18 protein-coding genes are annotated in these 20,681 nt (G+C 50.6%); 3 read left to right on the plus strand and 15 right to left on the minus strand.

Annotated elements, in window-relative coordinates:
• Positions 1–176: 176 nt before the first annotated feature.
• Positions 177–1,589: an MMPL family transporter gene (locus ABEA66_RS15275; protein ID WP_345588560.1), complete on the minus strand. Its 1,413-nt coding sequence runs from the start codon at positions 1,587–1,589 to the stop codon at positions 177–179.
• Between the two features lie 38 nt (positions 1,590–1,627).
• Entirely contained in the window at positions 1,628–2,326 is a 699-nt protein-coding gene (locus ABEA66_RS15280; RefSeq protein ID WP_345588562.1) for an MMPL family transporter, read from the minus strand.
• A gap of 464 nt (positions 2,327–2,790) precedes the next feature.
• Between ABEA66_RS15280 and ABEA66_RS15285 the strand changes: the two genes are divergently transcribed.
• On the plus strand, positions 2,791–3,468 hold the full coding sequence (locus ABEA66_RS15285) for a YHYH domain-containing protein (RefSeq protein ID WP_079913232.1): 678 nt from the start codon (positions 2,791–2,793) through the stop codon (positions 3,466–3,468).
• 67 nt (positions 3,469–3,535) lie between these two features.
• The gene (locus ABEA66_RS15290; RefSeq protein ID WP_345588565.1) at positions 3,536–4,057 is read left to right on the plus strand and encodes an ABC transporter substrate-binding protein; all 522 of its coding nucleotides are present in this window, start codon (positions 3,536–3,538) and stop codon (positions 4,055–4,057) included.
• A gap of 114 nt (positions 4,058–4,171) precedes the next feature.
• Here ABEA66_RS15290 and ABEA66_RS15295 read toward each other — a convergent pair whose 3' ends face one another.
• The 5 genes from ABEA66_RS15295 to ABEA66_RS15315 form a co-directional block, all read right to left on the minus strand.
• Positions 4,172–4,732, minus strand: coding sequence for a ferric reductase (locus ABEA66_RS15295; protein WP_345588567.1), 561 nt, complete (start codon positions 4,730–4,732; stop codon positions 4,172–4,174).
• Positions 4,733–4,758: 26 nt separating this feature from the next.
• Positions 4,759–5,766: an FAD:protein FMN transferase gene (locus ABEA66_RS15300; RefSeq protein ID WP_345588569.1), complete on the minus strand. Its 1,008-nt coding sequence runs from the start codon at positions 5,764–5,766 to the stop codon at positions 4,759–4,761.
• Positions 5,767–5,803: 37 nt separating this feature from the next.
• Positions 5,804–6,145, minus strand: a complete 342-nt coding sequence (locus tag ABEA66_RS15305; protein WP_345588571.1) for a hypothetical protein — start codon at positions 6,143–6,145, stop codon at positions 5,804–5,806.
• 214 nt (positions 6,146–6,359) lie between these two features.
• A complete protein-coding gene (locus tag ABEA66_RS15310) occupies positions 6,360–6,917 on the minus strand; it encodes a dihydrofolate reductase family protein (protein WP_345588573.1) in 558 nt (185 codons plus the stop codon).
• Between the two features lie 206 nt (positions 6,918–7,123).
• Positions 7,124–7,306 carry a hypothetical protein gene (locus ABEA66_RS15315; RefSeq protein WP_345588575.1) on the minus strand — a complete coding sequence of 61 codons (183 nt, stop codon included), beginning with the start codon at positions 7,304–7,306 and terminating at the stop codon, positions 7,124–7,126.
• 217 nt (positions 7,307–7,523) lie between these two features.
• On the opposite strand from ABEA66_RS15315, the gene ABEA66_RS15320 reads away from it, so the two are divergent.
• The gene (locus ABEA66_RS15320) at positions 7,524–9,401 is read left to right on the plus strand and encodes an ATP-binding cassette domain-containing protein (RefSeq protein ID WP_345588577.1); all 1,878 of its coding nucleotides are present in this window, start codon (positions 7,524–7,526) and stop codon (positions 9,399–9,401) included.
• Between the two features lie 185 nt (positions 9,402–9,586).
• On the opposite strand, the gene ABEA66_RS15325 is transcribed toward ABEA66_RS15320, so the two are convergent.
• From ABEA66_RS15325 to ABEA66_RS15360, 8 genes are all read right to left on the minus strand, one after another.
• Positions 9,587–11,623 (minus strand): IucA/IucC family protein, encoded by a 2,037-nt coding sequence (locus ABEA66_RS15325; protein ID WP_345588579.1) that lies wholly within the window; start codon positions 11,621–11,623, stop codon positions 9,587–9,589.
• Between the two features lie 17 nt (positions 11,624–11,640).
• Complete coding sequence (locus ABEA66_RS15330) at positions 11,641–12,855, minus strand: type III PLP-dependent enzyme (protein ID WP_345588581.1); 1,215 nt, start codon at positions 12,853–12,855, stop codon at positions 11,641–11,643.
• Positions 12,856–12,964: 109 nt separating this feature from the next.
• Positions 12,965–13,741: an HpcH/HpaI aldolase family protein gene (locus ABEA66_RS15335; RefSeq protein WP_345588583.1), complete on the minus strand. Its 777-nt coding sequence runs from the start codon at positions 13,739–13,741 to the stop codon at positions 12,965–12,967.
• A 5-nt stretch (positions 13,742–13,746) separates the two neighbouring features.
• Complete coding sequence (locus ABEA66_RS15340; RefSeq protein WP_345588585.1) at positions 13,747–15,600, minus strand: IucA/IucC family protein; 1,854 nt, start codon at positions 15,598–15,600, stop codon at positions 13,747–13,749.
• Positions 15,597–17,522: an IucA/IucC family protein gene (locus ABEA66_RS15345; RefSeq protein ID WP_345588587.1), complete on the minus strand. Its 1,926-nt coding sequence runs from the start codon at positions 17,520–17,522 to the stop codon at positions 15,597–15,599. Before ABEA66_RS15345 ends, ABEA66_RS15340 begins: the two co-directional genes overlap by 4 nt.
• Positions 17,523–17,551: 29 nt before the next feature.
• Positions 17,552–18,628, minus strand: coding sequence for a 2,3-diaminopropionate biosynthesis protein SbnB (sbnB, locus tag ABEA66_RS15350; RefSeq protein ID WP_345588589.1), 1,077 nt, complete (start codon positions 18,626–18,628; stop codon positions 17,552–17,554).
• 25 nt (positions 18,629–18,653) lie between these two features.
• Positions 18,654–19,643, minus strand: a complete 990-nt coding sequence (gene sbnA, locus ABEA66_RS15355) for a 2,3-diaminopropionate biosynthesis protein SbnA (RefSeq protein WP_345588591.1) — start codon at positions 19,641–19,643, stop codon at positions 18,654–18,656.
• Positions 19,644–19,831: 188 nt separating this feature from the next.
• Complete coding sequence (locus ABEA66_RS15360; RefSeq protein ID WP_079913221.1) at positions 19,832–20,296, minus strand: response regulator transcription factor; 465 nt, start codon at positions 20,294–20,296, stop codon at positions 19,832–19,834.
• Between the last annotated feature and the right edge of the window lie 385 nt (positions 20,297–20,681).

Here is a 20,681-nt window from a genome sequence, read left to right on the forward strand (position 1 = left end):
TCCCTACCTGTATGTTAGTACTGCGATACACTATAATCCTAATGAATTCCAATGTCAATCTTTCATTCACACAGAACTCTGGTGTTATGTGAACCGCAGTTAACCCGGCCTACATAGTAAATCAGGAGTTAAATGAGGTGCTCATTGCATAATATCCGTTACTGTCCGTTCTATTGTTAAATGCTAGATGATTTAGCTGATTGCATACGCTCCACCAAGCGTGACGGCCACCAGTTTGCCTTACCAAGAAGCGTCATAATAGAGGGAAGAATCATGATCCTGACCACTATGGCGTCAAGCAGGACGGCAACGGTAAGTCCAAATCCCATTTCTTTCAATTCCAGATAAGGAACGAACATGAAGCTTACGAATACGGATACCATGACAACAGCTGCACTTGTTACAACCGTAGCCGAGCCTGTAATCCCTTCAAATACTGCTTCTTGGGTAGATAACCCACGCAGGGTAGCTTCCCTGATTCGGCTTACTACGAAAACCTGATAGTCCATTGAAAGCCCAAATAAAATGACGAACAGAATGAGCGGTATTCGCGAGCTGACAAAGCCGCCCCCTGCCAAGCCGAGTATTTCTATCCAGTTGTACTGGAATACCATGACTAGAGCTCCAAGCGTTGCCAAAGCGGAAAGGATATTCAGCAAAATTCCGATGAATCCTATCACGACAGATCGAAATGCGAAAACTAGAATGAAAAAGCTCAACATGAGAACAAACAGCGCAACCAAAGGGAGCTTGGCGATTTGATGAGTCACGGTATCTACCGATCTGGCTGTTTCTCCGGTTATAGCGTATTCAACACCGGCGATAGACCCGATCATTTCCGGTACCAATCCGTTCCTAAGCTGCTCCAATGAATTGGCAGCCTCCTGGGAACTGGACCCAAATGGAATCGGTAATTCAAGGGTGCTGACCGTTTTGTCTGCAGAAGTTTGGATCCTTGGAGTATCGCCAACTGCGAACAGGGGGTTATTATGCAAACTTTGCGACATTCGCTTCAGAGCAGTTACAACTTCAGCGGAATGAGCCGAATCACTGAGAACAGCAATCACATGCGATACTCCCTCATCAGGAAACGCCTTTGTCAGACGTTCATATGCCGACATGGCCGGCATTGACCTTGGAAACGTTTCTTTCCCTTCTACTTTTAACTGTAAGTCCAACACCGGAACTGCAATAACAACCATAGCCAGGGTTGCCAAGAGGAACGTGAGCCATGGGCGATTCATCATAACTTTCAGCATACGCGATAACATAGGGGCTGCGGCAGATGATTGAGCCTTTCGTTTGTAAGCCCGGTTATCTACCTTCGTTCCAAGTTTGGCCAATAGCGCCGGGAGTACCGTCAACGAACTCATCATGGCAATTAAAACGACAATAATGGACCCAGTAGCAATGGAGGAAAAAATCACATCGTCCGCAACATATAAACCTAACAGCGAAACGAGCACTGCAAACCCGGAAACTAGGATCGCTCTTCCTGAGGTTGACGCAGCGAGCTCCACCGCGGCTGCATGACTAATTTGTCCGTTGGCGCGTTCCCGCTCTTCACGTACCCTTTTGAGAAAAAACAATGAATAATCAACACCAACCGCCAAGCCTATCATTAGAACTACGTTGGTGACTGCACCACCCGCATCTGGGAACACATAGGTAGCGACTTTGTAACCAAAGAAGCTATTATGGAAGTTAAGGCTAGTATTAGCGGCACTACCGCAGCGAGGAACCTTCCGAATACAAGGTACAAAATGATAAGTGTGATCGGTAAAGTTATCATCTCCGCACGCTTAAGCCCTCCTCCCAGCATCTCTTCATTACCTTTTGAAATGGAGGCGTCCCCCGTTTGTTCTATTTGCACGTTCGGGTATTCGGCTTGCACAGCATGGGTCAGATCCCGTAACGATTGTACATAATCCCTCGCTTTGTAGTCTTTTTTCAATGTGACCTTTATCATGAGTGCTTTTCCATCTGCCGAACCAATAGGTTTATCTACTTTCTCGACTGCTTCGTGAACAGACATCTTCTTAGAAATAAGCCCAGCTGCATCCGTTACGTGACGGGTCAGCTCTCCATTTGGAGAAGTAATTAGGATCTTCTCAATAGAAGGCGGATCTAACTGACCGGCCGCAATAATTGCCTCCGCTCGTCCGGCTTCCCCTACCCAGAAATCTTCATTTTCCGTCTTATTTACTCCCGAAACGTTGCCCGCAGCAATGCACAGAGCGACGAACAGGACCCAACCTATTATGGAGTACCATGGATGTTTTGCGCTCCATTTGGCCATGGTTACAATAAAAGATTTTTTTTTCATGATATAGCCTCCTCTTGGAACATCAGCTCCTATATTTTCCGATCCCACTAACTATGTAATCATAAAACAACTAGTCATACCGGTATGTTAGTCATGTAACATACTATAATACTTTGCGATTTCAGTTGTCAACACGATTATGCAAAACACCCTTTCATCGAGCGTTCGTGTTGCTTGCAAACGAAGAAACCGTCAGATTATCTCAGACGGTTGGTTTTTGATGCTATTAAGGTGGATGACTCCGATTCAATATTAGGTGTTTCTCATTTAATTGAGCACTTACGCTCTACTTCAAAGATCATTAAAAAGAGTTGTCCTAGCAGCAGCTCCACAAGCATGTCCCTGCCGGGGCACCCCTTTTATTAACGGATAATGCATCATGATCCTATCATTTTCATTGCCTCACATTCTTGCATATGGTAATATCTGCTAGGAAATTGGAACCAATACAAGGAGGCACTACAATGAAACTTAGAAAAACTATCATTACTATAGCACTATTAACTTTACCATTCTCCTCTATCGCAAACGCACATCCGGGCAGGACGGATGCTAATGGCGGGCATACTTGCCGAACCAACTGTGCAAAGTGGGGGTTAAAAGATGGCGAGTACCATTACCATAATGGTGGCGGAGGTTCTTCAAGTTCAAGTTCAAGCTCAGCTTCAGATTCACCAAAGGCTGTGACACCAGCTAAGGAAACCGTTCCGTCAGGCGCTGTAAAGGTTAACTTACCTTCCTACAAAGTTAATGTTAACGGACAACTAGTTTCAAACTCATCTTCCAAGTATCCGGTTTTTGAGTATAAGAATATTACATACTTCCCCATGACCTGGAACTATACTCAGGCTTTAGGACTAGAAACTAAATGGGATGCGGATGTTGGCTTTGTCATTAGAAAATCTGATAATAAAGCAACTAAGTTAACAGCAGAAAACGGTACACCTGACTCAAAACTTTATGCTAAACTCCCTGATTTTAGTGTTTATGTAAATGATTCCTGGATTGATAATTCGACTGAAGAATATCCTTTGCTGGTTTTAAATGATGTGACTTATTTCCCTATGACGTGGAAATTTGCAGTCGAGGAGCTAGGGCTGACAACTAAATTTGAAAATAATACTTTCTATATTTCCAAGTAAGGTTAAAGAGCCATCTGTTGGCCGCCAATGCTACCCTCCTCCCTGCTCTTTCGTTCCAGCATTTAAGATGAATACGCCGCTATATCATAACCGGAATCGATCGGGGAGTAATATTGGGGTCAAGCTGACAAGTGACGATACGAACTTAGCCATCTTAACGACCAAGTTCATTCAAATACAATGGAAACAAAACTTGGGTATCGACATTGAAGTTGAACCATTACCATTCGCACAGCGCGTGAAAAACATGCAGGAAAACAACTTCGAAGCTATGATTGCCTTATGGGGTGCCGACTACAATGATCCGATGACGTTTTTAGACATGTGGGTATCTGATAACGAATCTTTCAACTATATGCAATACAATAGCAAAGCCTATGACGACCTAGTGAAAGCTGCAGACAAAGAAGTCGATTTAGCGAAACGCTCCGAGTTGCTTGTCGATGCCGAGAAGCAATTGATGGCGGATATGCCAATGGCTCCGCTCTACTACCGTACAAGAACCTTTGTGAAAAGAACGAGCATTCATGGATTAATTATGCCGAGCATGTCCAAAGAGTGGGAATTAAAATGGGTTTCTATTCATTAACGTGAGGTCCTGTGGAAATTGCCTGGAACTCTATGGTCCGAAAGTGCATATTTTCAAACCTGCAGACTAGCTCTCAGGAGATTGTAAAACAAAAGAGCCTTGGGACACCAAGGCTTAGTTCGTTGCTTGGGAAGGGCTGGCTTTGCCGTGAACGAAGCCGCGAATCACGGATACACCTAATACAGCAGCTAGGGTAACGAGATACATCACATGAACCGCAGAATTGCTGGTGTCCGTACCCAAGTAATATCCGTGAATGAAGGCCATGAAAAATGACGGATATGCCATTAAGTGAAGAACGAACCAGACCGACTTTTTCAGCTTATTGCGGAGGTCCGTTGTGAAGATCACAATCAGCATAAGGTAACCGGAAATCGTGCCGAGCCCATTCAAAATCGGGTGTTGCTTCGATGTAAAAGGAACCAATACTTCTATCCATGTATACGGCATATATGCATCGATCACTGTAATAATGCCATGCAGCGAACCGATTCCAGCGCCTGCTAGCGTAAAGAAGTTATGCAGCTTGTACATATTTTTTTTCCAAGTTACAGGTAAGATTGGCATGCTATAGGATATCCCGAGACACATCCCGATAGCAAGAAACAAATAAGATACGATACCTAATGAGCGAATAATCTGCCAGATTGGTAAGTTAACGATAGTTTGCAGCATAGTGATTCCTCCTATCCCTTCTGAATTTAAACCGTTAAATGAATTTCATCCGTATCGACTGTCTTCCACAATTCACTTTTCCCATAAAAATGGCTCTGGTAGTCTTCCGTAAACACCAGCGCCTCGTAACCGGGGGCACGTGCCAAGAGCATCTGCGTTCCTTCCTCTCTGCCTAGAATGCAAATGGTTTTGGACCAGATTTCGCATTCAACCGGGTCTTGCCCTATGACCGTACATTGCACCGTATCGCTCGTACTCGGCCGCATCGTGCGCGGATCGATGAGATGATGCTGAGCTCCTTGGCTGTTGGTCCATTGTCTGCCTAAAGTACTGGAGGTCGCGACTGCCAAATTGTTGCGGTTAATTACGCCAAGCTCTTTCTTGGGATTCCAGGGATCTTCGATCCCGATAGACCACTGGTGCGTTCTTTCTTCACTAGAGTTCCATGCAATAAGATCTCCTCCCGCGTTTATGAGGCCTTTTTCTACGAAACGCTTATTCCGAAGATAAGAAGCGAAGCGTTTAACCGACCAGCTTTTGACGATTCCGCCGAGATCCAGATGTAAGCCCGCCGGCAGGAGTACGGATTTCATCTTAATATCCAGAGCGATTAATGGATAAGCTTGGGCCTTATAGCGGTCGCGGAACGGACTTGAATCCACTCTATCTATGTTGAGCAGCTCGAAAGATTCACAATAGCCCGCTTCTATCAACGCCTGCAATACGAAGGGTTCGAATATGTGATCTGTCTTGACGCGGTACAGCTCTGCAAGCTGCAAGACTTCTAGCATGGGGTCCGATACCAAGCACGTTTTGCCGGCCGACCGATTCAGATAACTCAACTCGCTATTCGCCCGAAATCGATTGAAGCACTGTTCAACTGTCTCAAACCAGTTTTTTGCAAGGAGGATCAAATTCTCTACCTCATTTTCCGCAGCTTGGAACTTAACCTCGATCCAGGTATTCATGGCGCGGAAGCTACATTCATATTGACCAAGCGTATTAAATTGGGTAACGTTCATGGACGACATCATGTATCCCTCTTTTCAATAATGACATGCAGGCCGGCGATTACGATCTTCCAGTCTTTGAGCGGGAGAACGTGTCCGAGTTGTGGCTCGAGCGCCTCTCCGTGTTACCGGATAAATCGTTTTGGTTATTCTTGGTGCTCGGGTTGGTTAAACTTGAAGAACCAGGCGTATCGCTAGAGCCGGACATTGCTTGACTAGCCCAACGATCCATATAATCTTCTGACCCGGCATTCGCTGAGATCTTTGGGTCCGTGGTGCTGTTTTTGGCAGCTGTTGTCGCTTGCTCGAATGCTGAGCTTGCTTTCACCTCATGGAAGAGAAAAGCTGCAATGACCGAAGCCACCATACCAACCTGCCATTTAAACCATTTGGATTGTTTCATGTTAGCCAATACCTCCTATGTTTTATCTCGGTGAGAGAATTTTTGTGATCATAAATAATAAATTTCATTATGCCTCCTCTCTCTGAAATACTCATGAAAGTTTCCTTAACGTTTACTGAGAAAATACAATATGACCACAAAAGAAAGAGACCCCGTCAGTTACGACAAGGTCTTTCCGTTTGACAAAAGCTTAAACCCATAAATTCACATGCAATTATTCATTCCCGTTCAAATGATAGATTAGTTGCACTACGCCAGAGGAGAACGTTCTAGTATCCACTAATTTTAGATTCAACCTCTGTTTTATTTCATTAAACAACGGTTTTCCTTCTCCCAATATAACGGGGTGAACAGATAATCTAAATACATCAACAAGTCCTAAATTGATAAAAGTTGTAATAAGACTTGCCCCGCCATATAGCCAAATGTCTTTGCCAGGCTTACTCTTTAATTTATTTACTTCTTCGAGAATATTATCATTTATATATATTGCTTTATGATCTGTCCCTTTTTTTGTCCGGGAGAACACATACTTCTCTTTACTATGAACTAAGTCCCATATTTCTCCTTCGACATCAGTTTGTTCCGTTCCTGGAGTATACTGTCCCCATAAATCATAGCTTTTTCTTCCATAAAAAATAGTATCTATTTGATTTAAGAAATTAGTAAACCCCAGCTCAGAGTCCATAATACACCAATCTACTTCCCCATTCTTCCCTTCAATAAAACCATCTAAAGTAACTGCTAAATCTAAAATTATTCTTCGTTTCATGATATTTTACTCCTTTTCGTTAATATACCCCTCATTATAAACCTTATATACGTCACCTTATGTCATATTAGCGACAGGATCGAGTAACTTTTCAACTATGCTGCCTGTTAGTTTCATCCCCTGCTTGAATATGACAGAAGATGGCATAAATACCCCAGTATACTGATTCGTGTAATAAACTACTGGAAGGGTGTTAAAAGCATGGATCAAAACTGCATCTTCATAAAAGGCGCACGTGAAAACAACTTGAAGGATGTCACGCTTTTTGTCCCGAAGCGGAAGCTGACGGTCTTCACAGGGGTATCCGGCTCCGGCAAGTCGTCGCTTGTCTTTGACACGATCGGTGCCGAGGCGCGGCGGGAGCTGAACGAAACGTTCAGCGCGTTCATCCGTAACCGGCTCCCGAAATTCAGCAAGCCCGAGGTGGAAGTGATCGAAAACCTTTCCCCCGCCATCGTCGTCGACCAAAAGCGGCTTGGCGGCAACTCACGGTCGACAGTCGGTACAATTACAGATACCTACACTCTCTTGCGGCTTCTATTTTCACGTGTCGGGCAACCGTTCGTCGGTTATTCCAACGCTTTCTCCTTCAACGAACCAGCCGGGATGTGTCCAGAATGCCATGGTGTCGGCAAGATCGTCACGGCGGATCCTGGCAAGCTGTTGGACCGGGAGAAATCGTTGAACGAAGGCGGCATTGCCTTTCCGACATTCCGCGTAGGCACGTGGTATTGGAAGCTGTACGTCATGTCGGGGTTGTTCGACAACGACAAGAAACTGGGAGATTACTCGGAAGAGGAATGGAACTTGCTGCTATACGGTATTCGCGGTAAGGAAGCGAAAATAACGTTCGATACACCGACCGGCCCGATGGAAGCCAGCTACGAGGGTGTCATTACGAAATTTGAACGGCTTTACATCAAGCGGGATTCGGAGGAAATAGCCGAAGTGACGTTAAGTCGTGCTCAGCCGTATATGTCCTGCAACCCCTGCCCGCTCTGTCGTGGGACGCGGCTCAATCAAGAAGCGCTAGGTTGTCGTATCGGCAGTTTGAACATCGCAGAGATGGCCGCCATGGAGATCCGAGAGCTCATACGAGTCGTTAATGGCATTCGGGAGCCGGAAGCGGTGACCGTAACGTCCGCGCTGACCGAGCGGCTGCAGCAGCTGATCGACATCGGACTCGATTACCTTAGCCTCGACCGGGAAACGGCGTCGCTATCCGGAGGCGAATCGCAGCGAGTCAAGATGGTGCGCCACCTCGGCAGCAGCCTGACCGACATGCTATACATTTTCGACGAACCAAGCGCCGGGCTGCACCCGAGGGATGTCATTCGGTTGAATCGGCTGCTCCGCCGACTGTGCGACAAGGGAAACACGGTGCTCGTCGTCGAGCACGACCGTGACGTCATCGCATCAGCCGATCATATCGTTGATGTTGGCCCCCATGCCGGTGTGAATGGCGGGCGGATTGTCTATGAAGGGGACGTAGAAGGACTGCTGCGTGCAGATACGCAAACGGGCCGTCACATGCGGCACGAGGTACCGCTTCGCAAGGATGTCCGTAAACCGACCGGTATGTACCCGATCGTCGATGCGACGCTTCATAACTTAAAGCGGGTATCGGTTGACATCCCGGCAGGCGTGCTGACGGTCGTGACCGGCGTAGCTGGCTCCGGCAAAAGCTCATTGATCAATGGCGAGTTTCTATCGCGCTACCCGGAGGCGATTGCGACAGATCAGTCGGCCGTCGGGGCTTCAGTCCGCTCGAACCCGGCAACATATACGGGCATAATGGATGAGCTGCGCAAGCTGTTTGCACGGGTGAATGCCGTGAGTGCCTCCCTGTTCAGCTTTAATTCATCGGGCGCATGCCAGACGTGCCAGGGGCTCGGCGTCCTTTATACGGATCTCGCCTTCATGGAGGGGATACGTACCGTCTGTGAAACGTGCGGTGGCCATAGGTTCAAGGAGGAAGTGCTGCGCTACCGGTATCAAGACCGATCCATATCAGATGTACTGGAGCTAACAACGGAAGAGGCCTTGGCTATTTTCGACAAACAGCCGGCCATCCGTCGCCGCCTACAGGCGGTCTCGGACGTCGGGCTAGGCTACGTGACGCTCGGACAGCCGCTGAGTACCCTGTCGGGCGGCGAGCGCCAGCGGCTTAAGCTCGCCTGCGAACTGCATAAGGCGGGCAGCATTTACGTCATGGACGAGCCGACGACAGGCCTCCACATATCCGATGTCGGACTGATGATCGACATTTTGAACCGGTTGGTTGACGCCGGCAATACGGTCATCGTTATCGAACATCACCCGGACATCATCCGGAGCGCCGACTGGATCATCGATATGGGCCCGGAAAGTGGAACCCGAGGCGGTACCGTCATGTTCCAGGGGACACCGCGACAGCTGATCGAAGGGCACGGTGATGCTGCGCGATCGATCACCGGCAGTTATTTACGCGGTGAGCTGCGGTAGCGGGTACTTTTTAATGGAAATTCGCCGATTCTTCAAGCGCTTTTGGTAAAGCAGTGTTCGCACTTCAATAGTTTTCTCGTACTGCTGCCAATGTGAGGGAAGAAATATAAAGCCATATGGATGGTAAAAAAGGCAAATCCCCTGCTGATATTTCAGTGGGGATTTGTTTTATTCTTGTGAGCTTTTCAATCGAGGCTCAAACGATGAAACGGATTCACCGATTGCCCGGCGCCTGAAGGCATGCTGCCCGAAGGAACTCCCTCCTGCTCCAGCAGCGGCTTGAGCAGGTTTTTCCATGGCCAAACCGGTTGATCAAACATCGCTTGCTCGACAATAGCTCTGACGTCGGAAGAGAGCTCTGCTAGCTCCATAGCCTGCAGGAGGCTGCTTTTCATAACCTGCCATAACCGACTCTCATGGATAGCGTAATGTTCGGCGACCGCTTCAAGAATGGAATATAGATTGACCTGAATGCCTAAGGTTTGCAAATAGTACAAGAGCTTTTGAGGTGTCCCGTTATACAAGGAATTAGGATAACCCGGCTTCATCTTGTAGCAGGGATCAGCGAGCCCATTTTCTTCCATCCACGGAAGGTACAAGCGGACAGAATCGTGATCTCGGAGCAGCAGACCTGCTGCATGCCCGTCCTTTACAACAAGCACCGCATTCTGCCCGTGAATTTCGGGCATGACACCTAGCCGGAACAGCCGCAAGCAAAGATGGAGAAAGTGCAGGCATACCTCGCCGAACAATACCTCGGCTCCTGCTGGGCTCGGCTCCTCCCCCTTCACCCGCATCCATGCATCCAAAACATGCGAGCCGTTCAGCGCATAGGCTGCCAACGCCGACATCGGCACGAGTGCCGTTCCATCCGACTCCATCAAGCTGGATGGATATTTTCGAACCAAAGCGGACAAATGTCTCGGCGGATCGTCAAAATAATCGGCAGATTCCGGCAGGTAAGCCCACCAGCATGTTTCGTCGCACAGGCTTAACTGATCCCGAAGTACGGGATCACGTTCTTTCGCCTGCTCCAGCAGGCGCTGTCCGCGCTCCCCATTCATCATGTGTACCGCAGGCAAATAGCGGACAGCACCAAGCGATACAATTCCAAGGGGCAGCTTCACATGCGCCGTACCTCCGCTGGCCGGAGCTAAGGAACGAGCGGACGAGCTCGCATAATAAGTGCCGGTCACCACATCCAACGGCACGAAGTCACCTGCTGCCTGCTCGTTCGCCAGCATTACAGGCAGGATTACGTCCAGCTGCCAAGGGTGAACGGGCAGCGCGATATATTCATCCTCCGGCAGCTGAAGTCGCTGCATAGCTTTCTTCAACAGTCCCTGCTCCTCCACGCTCAGCAGCAGCTCCGCAGGGCTTGGAGGAGCGTCCGTCTCTGACACTCGAGCGCCTCCACTTTGCAGCAAATGCCGTCGCTGCACCGCAACCCATCGCAGCGTGATCGGCTGCTCGAATTCTGCACTGTAGCGCTGGTAATCCTGCCGACTCCAGCCACCCTTGGCCTTTGCGACCGGATGAAACGGGCGATCCCGGAAGGCTGCCAGCCGCTCAAGACCTGCCAAATCCTCCAATTGCGGCGGATTCGTGCCGATGGAGACCTGTGAGGTACCAGACTGCTCCTCGCAGGTCCAGCCGGTTTGCTCCAGCGTCAGCTGCAGCAGCTTTGTCAAGCGGGTCACGCCGTTTTCCTTCTCCCAATCCGTTTGACCAGCGTTCACCGGGTATAATGCACCTGTTATACGGCTCCATACTTCCATAGCACCAATACGGACAGGAACAGCCTGTGCTGCCGGGGACACCTCATACACGCCTCCCCCGGTCACATGACGATAGGCCTGAACGATCGCCGGCCGGACCGGAAACAGCAGATACGATGCATCCGAAGGAAGACGACGCCAGCGAAACAGCTTTATGCAATCAGAAGATGACCTACGCTCGGACAGCTCGTGATCCTCTGCCGTAAGCAGAGCCCTAAGAACACTCCCTGCGAAGCTATCCGTAGACAGCAGCTCTCCCGCTTCGATGATTTCACCGCGTCCGCCAACATCCCACAAGCCTTCTGCCAGAAGTGCGTTGATGAGATCAGACAGTATCTTTTCCTCTGCTTGCTGCAGAGAACGTATGCCGCCCCCATTCTGTGAAGCCTGATCGATTCTGATCCTGCCTTTGCTTGTGAGCAGTTCTGTGGTGGCCTCTTTCATCTTAAATCACCTCCTGGTCAACTCGGATCAATAAAGATATGCTCGGGATGGGCATGGCTTAAGAAATCGTGGGCCGAAATCGTCCAGCCGTACGCTCCGGTATAACGAAACAAAAGTACGTCTCCGACACGTAGACGGGATACACGAACATCCTTCGCCAGCACATCTTTCGGTGTGCAAAGCTCTCCGGCTGCTGTGATGTCTACATCGCGGACCTCTGGCCGTTCAAATGGATAATCCCATCTCTCTAATGGGACAATGTCGAACGGATGGCTGTGCTGCCAGGCACCGGGAAGCCGAAAATGGTGCGAGCCGCCCCGAAGTATGGCGTAATGCTTGCCATGGTTGCATTTGAGATCGATGACCTCGGCGGCGTAATAGCCGCAGGCAGCTGCCAAATAACGACCCGGCTCAAATAACAGCTCTACACCGGGTAGCCGCGTCGCTTCAAGTACGTTGCGCAGTTCTGACGTAAACTCAGGCCAATCGAATTTACGTTCCAAATCCGTATACGAGATGCCAAACCCTCCGCCTGCATTAAGATAGCGGAGCCGCAGGTCGTAACGGGCCTGCCATTGCTGAACGCGCTCCAAGTACACAGATACGAGCTTGGCATGTAGACGGGCGTCCAGGTTATTTGAAATCGAATGCAGGTGGAAGCCCTCCAGCTGTATATGGGGCAGTGCAGCCGCTAGCTCAATGGCGCTGCCAGCCTGCTCCTCGTCAATTCCGAACTGGGTCGGTCTGCCGGCCATGACCAGAGTGGCCTCAGGGAAAGACGCTCTAAGATTGATGCGAAGCAGCACGGACGCCTTGACGTTCATCTGTCCCGCAATATGCGAGATGCGTCGCAGTTCATGCGTGCTTTCAGCATGAATTAAGGTCACGCCTAGAGCTAGCGCCTCGATAATCTCGGTATCCTTTTTCCCGGGACCGCCAAAAATAACCGGAATATCGCCGGAAACGCTGCGAACCTTACGTATTTCGCCGATCGACGCCGTCTCGAAGCCATGAACGATCGGAGCTAAGGCTTCCAAAAGCTCCTTGGCCGGATTCGCTTTCATGGCATAGAACAAGCGGCAGCCTTCCGGCAGTGTGCTGACGCACGCGCTCACATGCTCGCGAAGCGCCTTCAGATCATAGAAGAAGGCGCACACCGGCTCCGATCGCTCCTGCTTCCACTGTGCTATGCGGGATATAACCTTATGATCTTCCGCAACCAACTGACTCATTAAATCTCACCCACACCTTTCCTCATTATACTCACAGTTCCTGACCGCTCTCAGGCTTTGCACCACAGTCAGCCTTTCGGTCTGACCCTGGCTGACCGGAGCCAGCCACCTATGCCCTGTGCTCAGGGTGAAACGCCTGCAGATGCGACCTCAACGCACGAAACGAAACACCTCGTTCATCACCCAGCACGAACGATTTCACGCCAAGCTCTTGCCATTCAGCATAATCCTCTGCGGCGCGCGGAATGGCGCAATAAGGCACGCCTGCCTTAATGGAGGCGGCATACAGCTGCCTCAATCCCTCCTTCACCTGAGGTGAACGGGTTTTCCACGGAATCCCGTAAGATTGCGATAAATCCGCAGCACCCTCCAGCACCATGTCGATGCCCGGAACCGACAAAATCATCTCGGCATGCTCCACCCCGGTTCTACTCTCGATCATGGGAACGACCATTACCTCCTCGTTTGCCCTCTCAATGTATCGCGTCAAGTCATATTTACCGAACGTTCCGGCCCGGCCGCTGTTCAAGCTTCGGCTGCCGATAGGCCCGTATTTGCAGGCACGAACAATTAGCTCCGCCTGCTCCCGGGTCTCCACATGGGGAACGACGATCCCGAGGGCGCCGGCATCAAGAACACGCAGTATTTCCTTCGGATTGGGCTCGCTCACGCGCACCAGTGGTGTAAGACCCGACGTCTCGGCGGCCCGTATCATATGCTCTAGAGTCTCCGGATTAACTAGCACATGCTCCGTATCGATAATGATAAAATCAAAGCCCGCACAGCCGATCATCTCCACGACAACGGGCGAGGGGATCGAACCGATCAAGCCGAATACCGATTCCCCCAGCCCAAGCTTCCGCTTTAAACGATTTTCTCTTAGCATAGCGCTCACCGGTAAGGCCGGAGCGGATTAGACGCCTTCTGCAGACGATGCTCCGTGTCCCCGAATAACCGTCTTGCCGTCAGCTGCTCTACTTCGATGGTGTCGGCAAATAAATCGAAAGCTTGAAACCGCGCTTCGTGCTGCGGGTGCTTGCGGCAGTAGTCATGAATGAGCTGCGCCGTCATTTGCCAGAAGGCTTTTTCCGAGAGCCCGTAATGGTCCTCCAGCAGGAAGCACAGCTCTGTCATATTAATGAAGAAGAAGGCATCATGGACAAAATCCCGGACCCCGTCCGCCTGCTCCGTTTCAATAAAAGAATTCGGATTAATCCGCCTATGATGCTCGGATAATGAGTGCAATGGAGGGCAAGCTTCAGGATGAGCCAGATGTCGCCGGGAAAACCGGATTCCGTCATGGAAATCCTTGAAGGCTACACGTGTGGGCCTTCCGGCTCTATGCAGCAGAATCATATTCTGGGCATGGGATTCTAGAGCCACACCATGAGCGAAAAGCAAATGAATTAAGGGAAGAACCGCCGCCTCCAGCAGCTGCCAAGTCCATGCCTCTACTCCCTCGTTCTGCACCCACGCATCGATGAAAGGTTTCCCCGAACGTTCCAGATGACACAAAGCGTTGAACGGTACGGCTTCCTCTCCGTCTCTAAGATACAGATGAAGGCTTTCCCGCCATATTGCCCCAAGCGTCCCATAGGCGCGGGGTCTCAATAGCTCCGGCAGCGTTTCATGATCATAAGCCACACCTGCCACCTCGCGGAGCAGTACAAAATCCATCTGCTGCGCTTCCGGATCCTGACGCACCAGCCCGCTCAGCCAATCGGAAATCAATGGCGCATTCAAAATCGTATGCTTGGCCAGCATCCGCCCTGTGGACGTATTCACCAGATTCATCGGCAGCTTTACATACGGTTTATGCCGCGAAGTCGCGTTGGCCAGCGTGCGGATGGACTGCTGTGGCCGGAAACCATCCTGCCCTTCTCCAAGTACAACTACCTGCCCATCGGCCAGCTGGCGGTACAATACGCGCAGTGCCGTTTCCCTCCATTGCCAGGGATGAACGGGGAGGTAACGAACCTGTTGCGGATTGATCCCGGCGGCTTCGAGCCTGGCGGTAAAATCAGCGATCGTTTCCGTACCCAGCTCCGCTTCCATGAAGGATTCATAGGACTGCAGTGAGGCTGAAATCGCGTGAACACTGTCCTCGGCTGGCAATGCCAACCAGAGCGGCTTCAGCAAGGGTTGAAACTCCGGCCCATACGCTGCATTATCAGGCCCGTTAAAGCCGATTCTGGATTTGTAGCACGGATGGTACGGGTGGCCGTCCATTATATTCCCTTCCAGGGCATCGTACATACGCTCTTCGCCGGATAGCTCCCGATGCCGATTCACATACTGGGATTGCGTATCCTTCAGCAGCGTCTGCACCAATTCTTCAAGAAACCCGCCCAATCGCTCCCCAGGAACGTGCGGTCCGAGGACTTCAATAACGAATTGCTCCAGCCGGGCCTCGCTCCTCACGCCGTCCGCGTCCCTGCGTACGATTGGCTCTATGCGGTTCAAACGAATCCGGTTGAAGCTTGCTGTAGTGCGTCCACGGATCATGTAAGCGACAGCTTGCCCCTTCGTATCAACAGCTTGGATAAGGAACGTGTCCACCGCTCCTTCGGAAGAGGATCGGCTGTAGGGGGCAATGTTTTCATACAGCAGTGCTTCCGCCAGCTGACGAAGGATTCTTCGCTCTACCTGTGCATATTGCGGTGAGCTTAGTGCCTTTGCCCAATCGACGTCCTTTGAGGCTATGGGCGTGAAGTTTTCATTTTGCAATATATTCGACCCTTTCATGACTTGAACTCACCTCCGCAATAGTAAATCGGATTCGGAATCTCTACAAAATCGGGCGTTTCTCCTCGTCCTTGAAACCGGCTGATCAAATTCGCTTTGGCAGGCAGGCTCCGTTTGTTCAGAAGATCATCGATGCACACGACTAATCCGGCGGATCGCCCCAAATAAGCACGATCATCGAGCAGAACCTGCCGGACCGTCTGCCAATAGACCGCTTCGCTTTTTTGATCGAATCGTGCCACAGTATGAATCAGCGCCCCCAAATGGTTAACGATCAAATAATACTGCAGCCTAAGCCACGCCTCGGCTTGTGTATACAACACTGGACTGGTCTCCGGTACGGTGTCCGGCGTCCATCCATGAGCTATAGCCTGCTCCCTGCTCACGCTAATGCCTTCGAGATCGCGGACGTAATAGCGGACCGGCATGCCGTCTGCAAGCGTCAGCAGCGAATTTTGCACATGGGCCTCCATGCTGATTCCCTTATCGGCAAACAAGCGGAGAAGCGGCAGCAGCGACAGTCTCAAGTAAGCTGACAGCCATGCGTGCCAATCAGGAAGCTTGCCGCCTCCGGACTGCCGGACGGCCTCGAACAGCAAGGGCTCCTTACGGCCGGGAGGCACCTCAAACAGCGATGCAACGACGAAACAGCGGCTCTGCTCTTCCACATCCAGCGCTACGGCATGACGGTAGACGACAGCAAGTGCCGAACTCACCATCTCCCGCTCCGCATCGTCTGCTTCTTCGTTCGGCAGCAATACCGTCTGGTAGCCGGTTTCCTGCAAAATTTGCATTCCCTCTACTCCGGACTTTTCTCTGACCGCCCCCTCCCTACCTGCTTGTCCTCCTGCTGTATAATAACCTTCCAGCTGCGCACGGTTCAGCACAGCCGCCGCATCCATCGTACGCCGAAGCTGCTCCGACGTATTCTCGCGGATAAAGTTCGTAATCCGAACGTGAATGGGCAGCTTATAAAAGATGCCGGCCTTCGGGTCCCATACGGTCCTTACCGAAGATGTCGGATAAACCTTTTCACCAACTACACCAAGCGGAACCAGCCTGCCGTTGTCGATCAGCCGGCGTACGGTACTTAGCTGCGATATGTATTCCGCCTGCCATGGATGTACCGGCAGCAGACGATAATTGATTGCCCGCTCCCCTAGTCTTCGGCGTGCTGCCTCCGCTGCCGCCGGGGATGGTGGACGGCTTTCACCGATCCACTCCTCACTGAGAAGCTCCGAGGCCACAGCAAAGTAATGCAGCGGAAAGGCTGCCCCCAGCTCAGGCACATAGGCGGTCAAGTCTTCGTCGCTGAAGCCCTCTGAGCTTTTAGGTGTCGGATGAAACGGATGACCGTACAATAGCGCTTGCTCGGAGCGGATGTAATCCAAGCAAGCCACTTCCCGCCCCGCATTATCCATCGCTCGCTCCAGATAAAGAACCGTCCTGCGGATACTGTTGTAAATCTGCGCACGGAGCTCCGCAACTCGCTGCTTGCGTGATGCCTTTGGCTCCCTATAGCTCAACTCAAGCAGCAGTGCTTCGACGACTTGTTCAGTATCCGCGGTCTGGCAAGAATCGTTTTGCAAGACGGTAGTCGATGTGTACAATGCTTCCCCGTACACATGCTGGCCGATCATTGAAAAATAAGTTACGGTCCCCGCAATCCACTCTTCAGACCGGTCCAGTGCCAGAACGAAGACTTCCCCGTGATCAGCGGAGCGCTGCCGCAGTATGTCTGCCTTAACAGCTGTGGCTGTTGAGCTTTCTACAAATGCCGGCCATGCTTCTCCGATTCGCGGGTCCTGTATGCCTGTCTCCCGCAAAAAGCTGTTTAGCAGTCCCCGGAGTGCCGAGCGCTCCGCCAGCTCTCTGCATCGGTCTGAAGCAGCTTTTAACGGGACATGTTGTTCGTGCAGCATCCCCTATACTCCTTTCGTGAACCGATCTATTAATATAAAGGAAGCCGCTGTCCCGCACCCTCCTGTAGTGCCTGCAAATAAATGCGGCGGGCGCAAGCAATATCTTCAATCGCCATGCCCATCGGATTTAAAATAATGATTTCGTCATCAGTTTCACGCCCCGGCTTAGTACCGATCACGATCTCTCCCAGCTCGGCATGCAGCTGCTCCCTTGAGAATTTTCCCTCCAAAACGAGCTGGTTCAGCACCTTCTTCTCCCGATTGGACTGTTCCCAATCATCAACAACTACTTTGTCGGCTTGTAGATAGGCTTCTTTATGCACATCCATGATCGATATATTGCTGACAAAAGCCCCTTTGCGAAGCCACTCGAACGGAATATACGGCGTATCCGTTACTGTGCAGGTAATGACAACTTCCCCTTGGCGTACCGCTTGCTCCGCGCTGCCAGAGATCACTGTTCTAACTTGTGGGGAGAGCACACGGAGTACCTCCGCGAGCCGTTCTGCAGCCGTCACCGACTGGTCGAACAGATGAACCTCTTCAATAAGAGGATAGTGTTCCAGCATCGAGGTCAGCTGTGCCTTGGCAATCAGCCCGCATCCGACGCAAGCGACAGAATGGAATCCTTGCTTTGCCAGCCGTTTTGCCGCCACAACGGTAACCGCTGCCGTCCGCATGCTGCTGATCAGCCCAGCCTCCATAACGGCTACAGGATAATGGCTTGCAGCGTCATTGAGCACTAGAATGCCGCTCGCCCGCTCCAATTTCCGCATCTGTGGGTTGTCGTGCTTGCTCCCGATCCACTTAATACCCGATAAGGGTATCTCGCCGCCAATATGCGCCGGCATTGCAATAATCCGGTCAGCGATATGCCCTTCTTTCCCAGACGAGCGTAAATACGGCTTCAGCGGCTGTACGAAGTCTCCTTTGGCGTGAAGCGCAAGCGCCTCCTCCAATGCCTCCACATACATGCGGGATGAACCGCCGCCCAGCACGGCGATCGTCTCCCGGTTCAGATAGAGCAGCTCCGGCCCATTTGATCCCGGTGCGGTTAAGAGCGTTCCGGCAGCAAGAGGATGCTGTACTCCAGCTTGGTAGATCATAAAATGCATTCTCCTTTTCCCCATATTATGGTAATTGGGCAACCCACTCGTCATCGTACACTAAATCCAAATAGCGGTCCCCGCGATCAGGCAGGAGCGTAACAAGCCGCAGCGGACGATCGGGCAGAGCTTCCAATGAAGGAAGCAGCTTGCGAATGGCCGCCATGACGGAGCCCGATGAACCGCCGGCGAATATGCCTTCCTTTAAAAGAAGCTCACGGCAGCCCTCCGCGGATTCCCTGTCATTTACGTGAATCACGCCGTCGATTTCAGTGCGGTTCAATATTTCGGGGACACGGCTTGCGCCGATTCCCGGAAGCTCCCGCTTGCCTGGAGCCCCTCCAAACAGGATCGAACCGACTGCATCGACGGCAATAACCTTCAGATGAGGAAATTTCTCGCGCATTTTTCGGCTGGTCCCCATAATACTGCCTGAGGTGCTGACACCGGCAATCAATAGATCTGCGCGGTCAAGAGCATCTGTAATTTCTGTTCCCGTGCCTTCGTAGTGAGCTTTCCAGTTATTCTCGTTTGCATATTGATTAATCCAGAATGCGTGCGGTACCTGCCTCAGAAGTTCGTTTACCCTTCGAATTCGGGTCATCAAATACCCGCCTTGATCGTCACGTTCCTTGACCATTTCAATCTGTGCGCCCATCTGGCGTAAAATGTTCAGGTTCGTGCTTGCGATTTTAGGATCAACCACGCAGGTCACGGACAATCCGTAGATGCGCGCCATCATAGCGAGAGCCACGCCTAGATTGCCTGAGGTACTCTCGATAATATGTGTCCTGGAATCAATCGCACCGGTCCTCAGTCCCTGCTCGATAATGTACCTGGCTGGCCTATCCTTCATGCTGCCTCCCGGGTTCATATATTCCAGCTTGGCAATAACCTGCACGTGCTTTTCCGGAAACAGCCTGCTTAAATGTACGAGCGGAGTCCGCCCCACACATTCGGCAACGGAGCCTTTCACTGAAGCCGTCTTTGCGTCCGCATGCAGTATAGATGACATCGTTATTCCTCCTCCTGAACCGCTACTTACAAAAGAATGATAATGATTATGATAATCATTATCATTCTTTGTGGCTTTATCGTAGCATACCGGAGAAATGAGCGTAAATTCTCCGAACAGATAATCCTAATGATTCGATTGGAGTAATTTTGTGATTTAAGGGATAGAAATTAGCATGAACGGAACGATCATCCGTTTCGTATTACTGTCTCGGGGAAAAGCATTTGCTTAAGAGTATAAATAAAGTCTGCGCCGGAGCATTCGATCTCCAATGTTTTTTTGATGTTTTGCATATGTTTTTTGACCGTATTCTCTGAAACGCAGCACTCATTTGCAATTTTTTTAATGGAATAGTGATTGCACAACATGACGGCAATCTGGTGCTGCCGCTCGCTCAGCTTCGAACCGTGCATGTACGGACGAACCGAAACCTGGTTTCTCGAAACCGGCCCGTAGGCGTTCGAACTTAACGGCTCTTCCTTGAACCCTCCAACCGGTGCGGCATACTCCAGCGTAATTTTTACTTGCTCGCCAATGTTCATGGCCGATACGGCTCTGACGATCAAGCTATGTAAACGAGCTAGTTTTTCCTGTTCGCCCGCATTTTGAATGTGAGAATCTACCGTAAGCTTCAAGTTTCTAACAGCCATCATTTCATCTCTCCCATGGAAGTCCGGTCGTCGTCGCCCATTCACAGGCGGGTATTAATTCCTAAAGATATCTCCCGGACTTCATTGATTTTGATTTTTAAGAATAAAAGGATATGGCTGCGCCATTCCCGAGACCGTTTGCTTCACTTTTGTTTTACTTGGGATCATCTCTAGCCTGGTGTTTCAATGAGGCAATGCAAGCATACAGTTTCGGCGTCTAGCGTGAAGATAGGTAAGGTTGGTTATTTACCAACAAAAACGCCTCTCGGCGTCTTTGATGTTGGGCAAGGGGGTACTGAGATAAACCTCTATCGAGGTCTTTCAAAGATGAGCGACCTTAAAGTTTTGCTAAAGCAAAACTCACTTCGTAAGCATGGTAGGTTTATTC

The organism is Paenibacillus vulneris (assembly GCF_039543185.1).
GTDB classification, from domain to species: domain Bacteria; phylum Bacillota; class Bacilli; order Paenibacillales; family NBRC-103111; genus Paenibacillus_S; species Paenibacillus_S vulneris.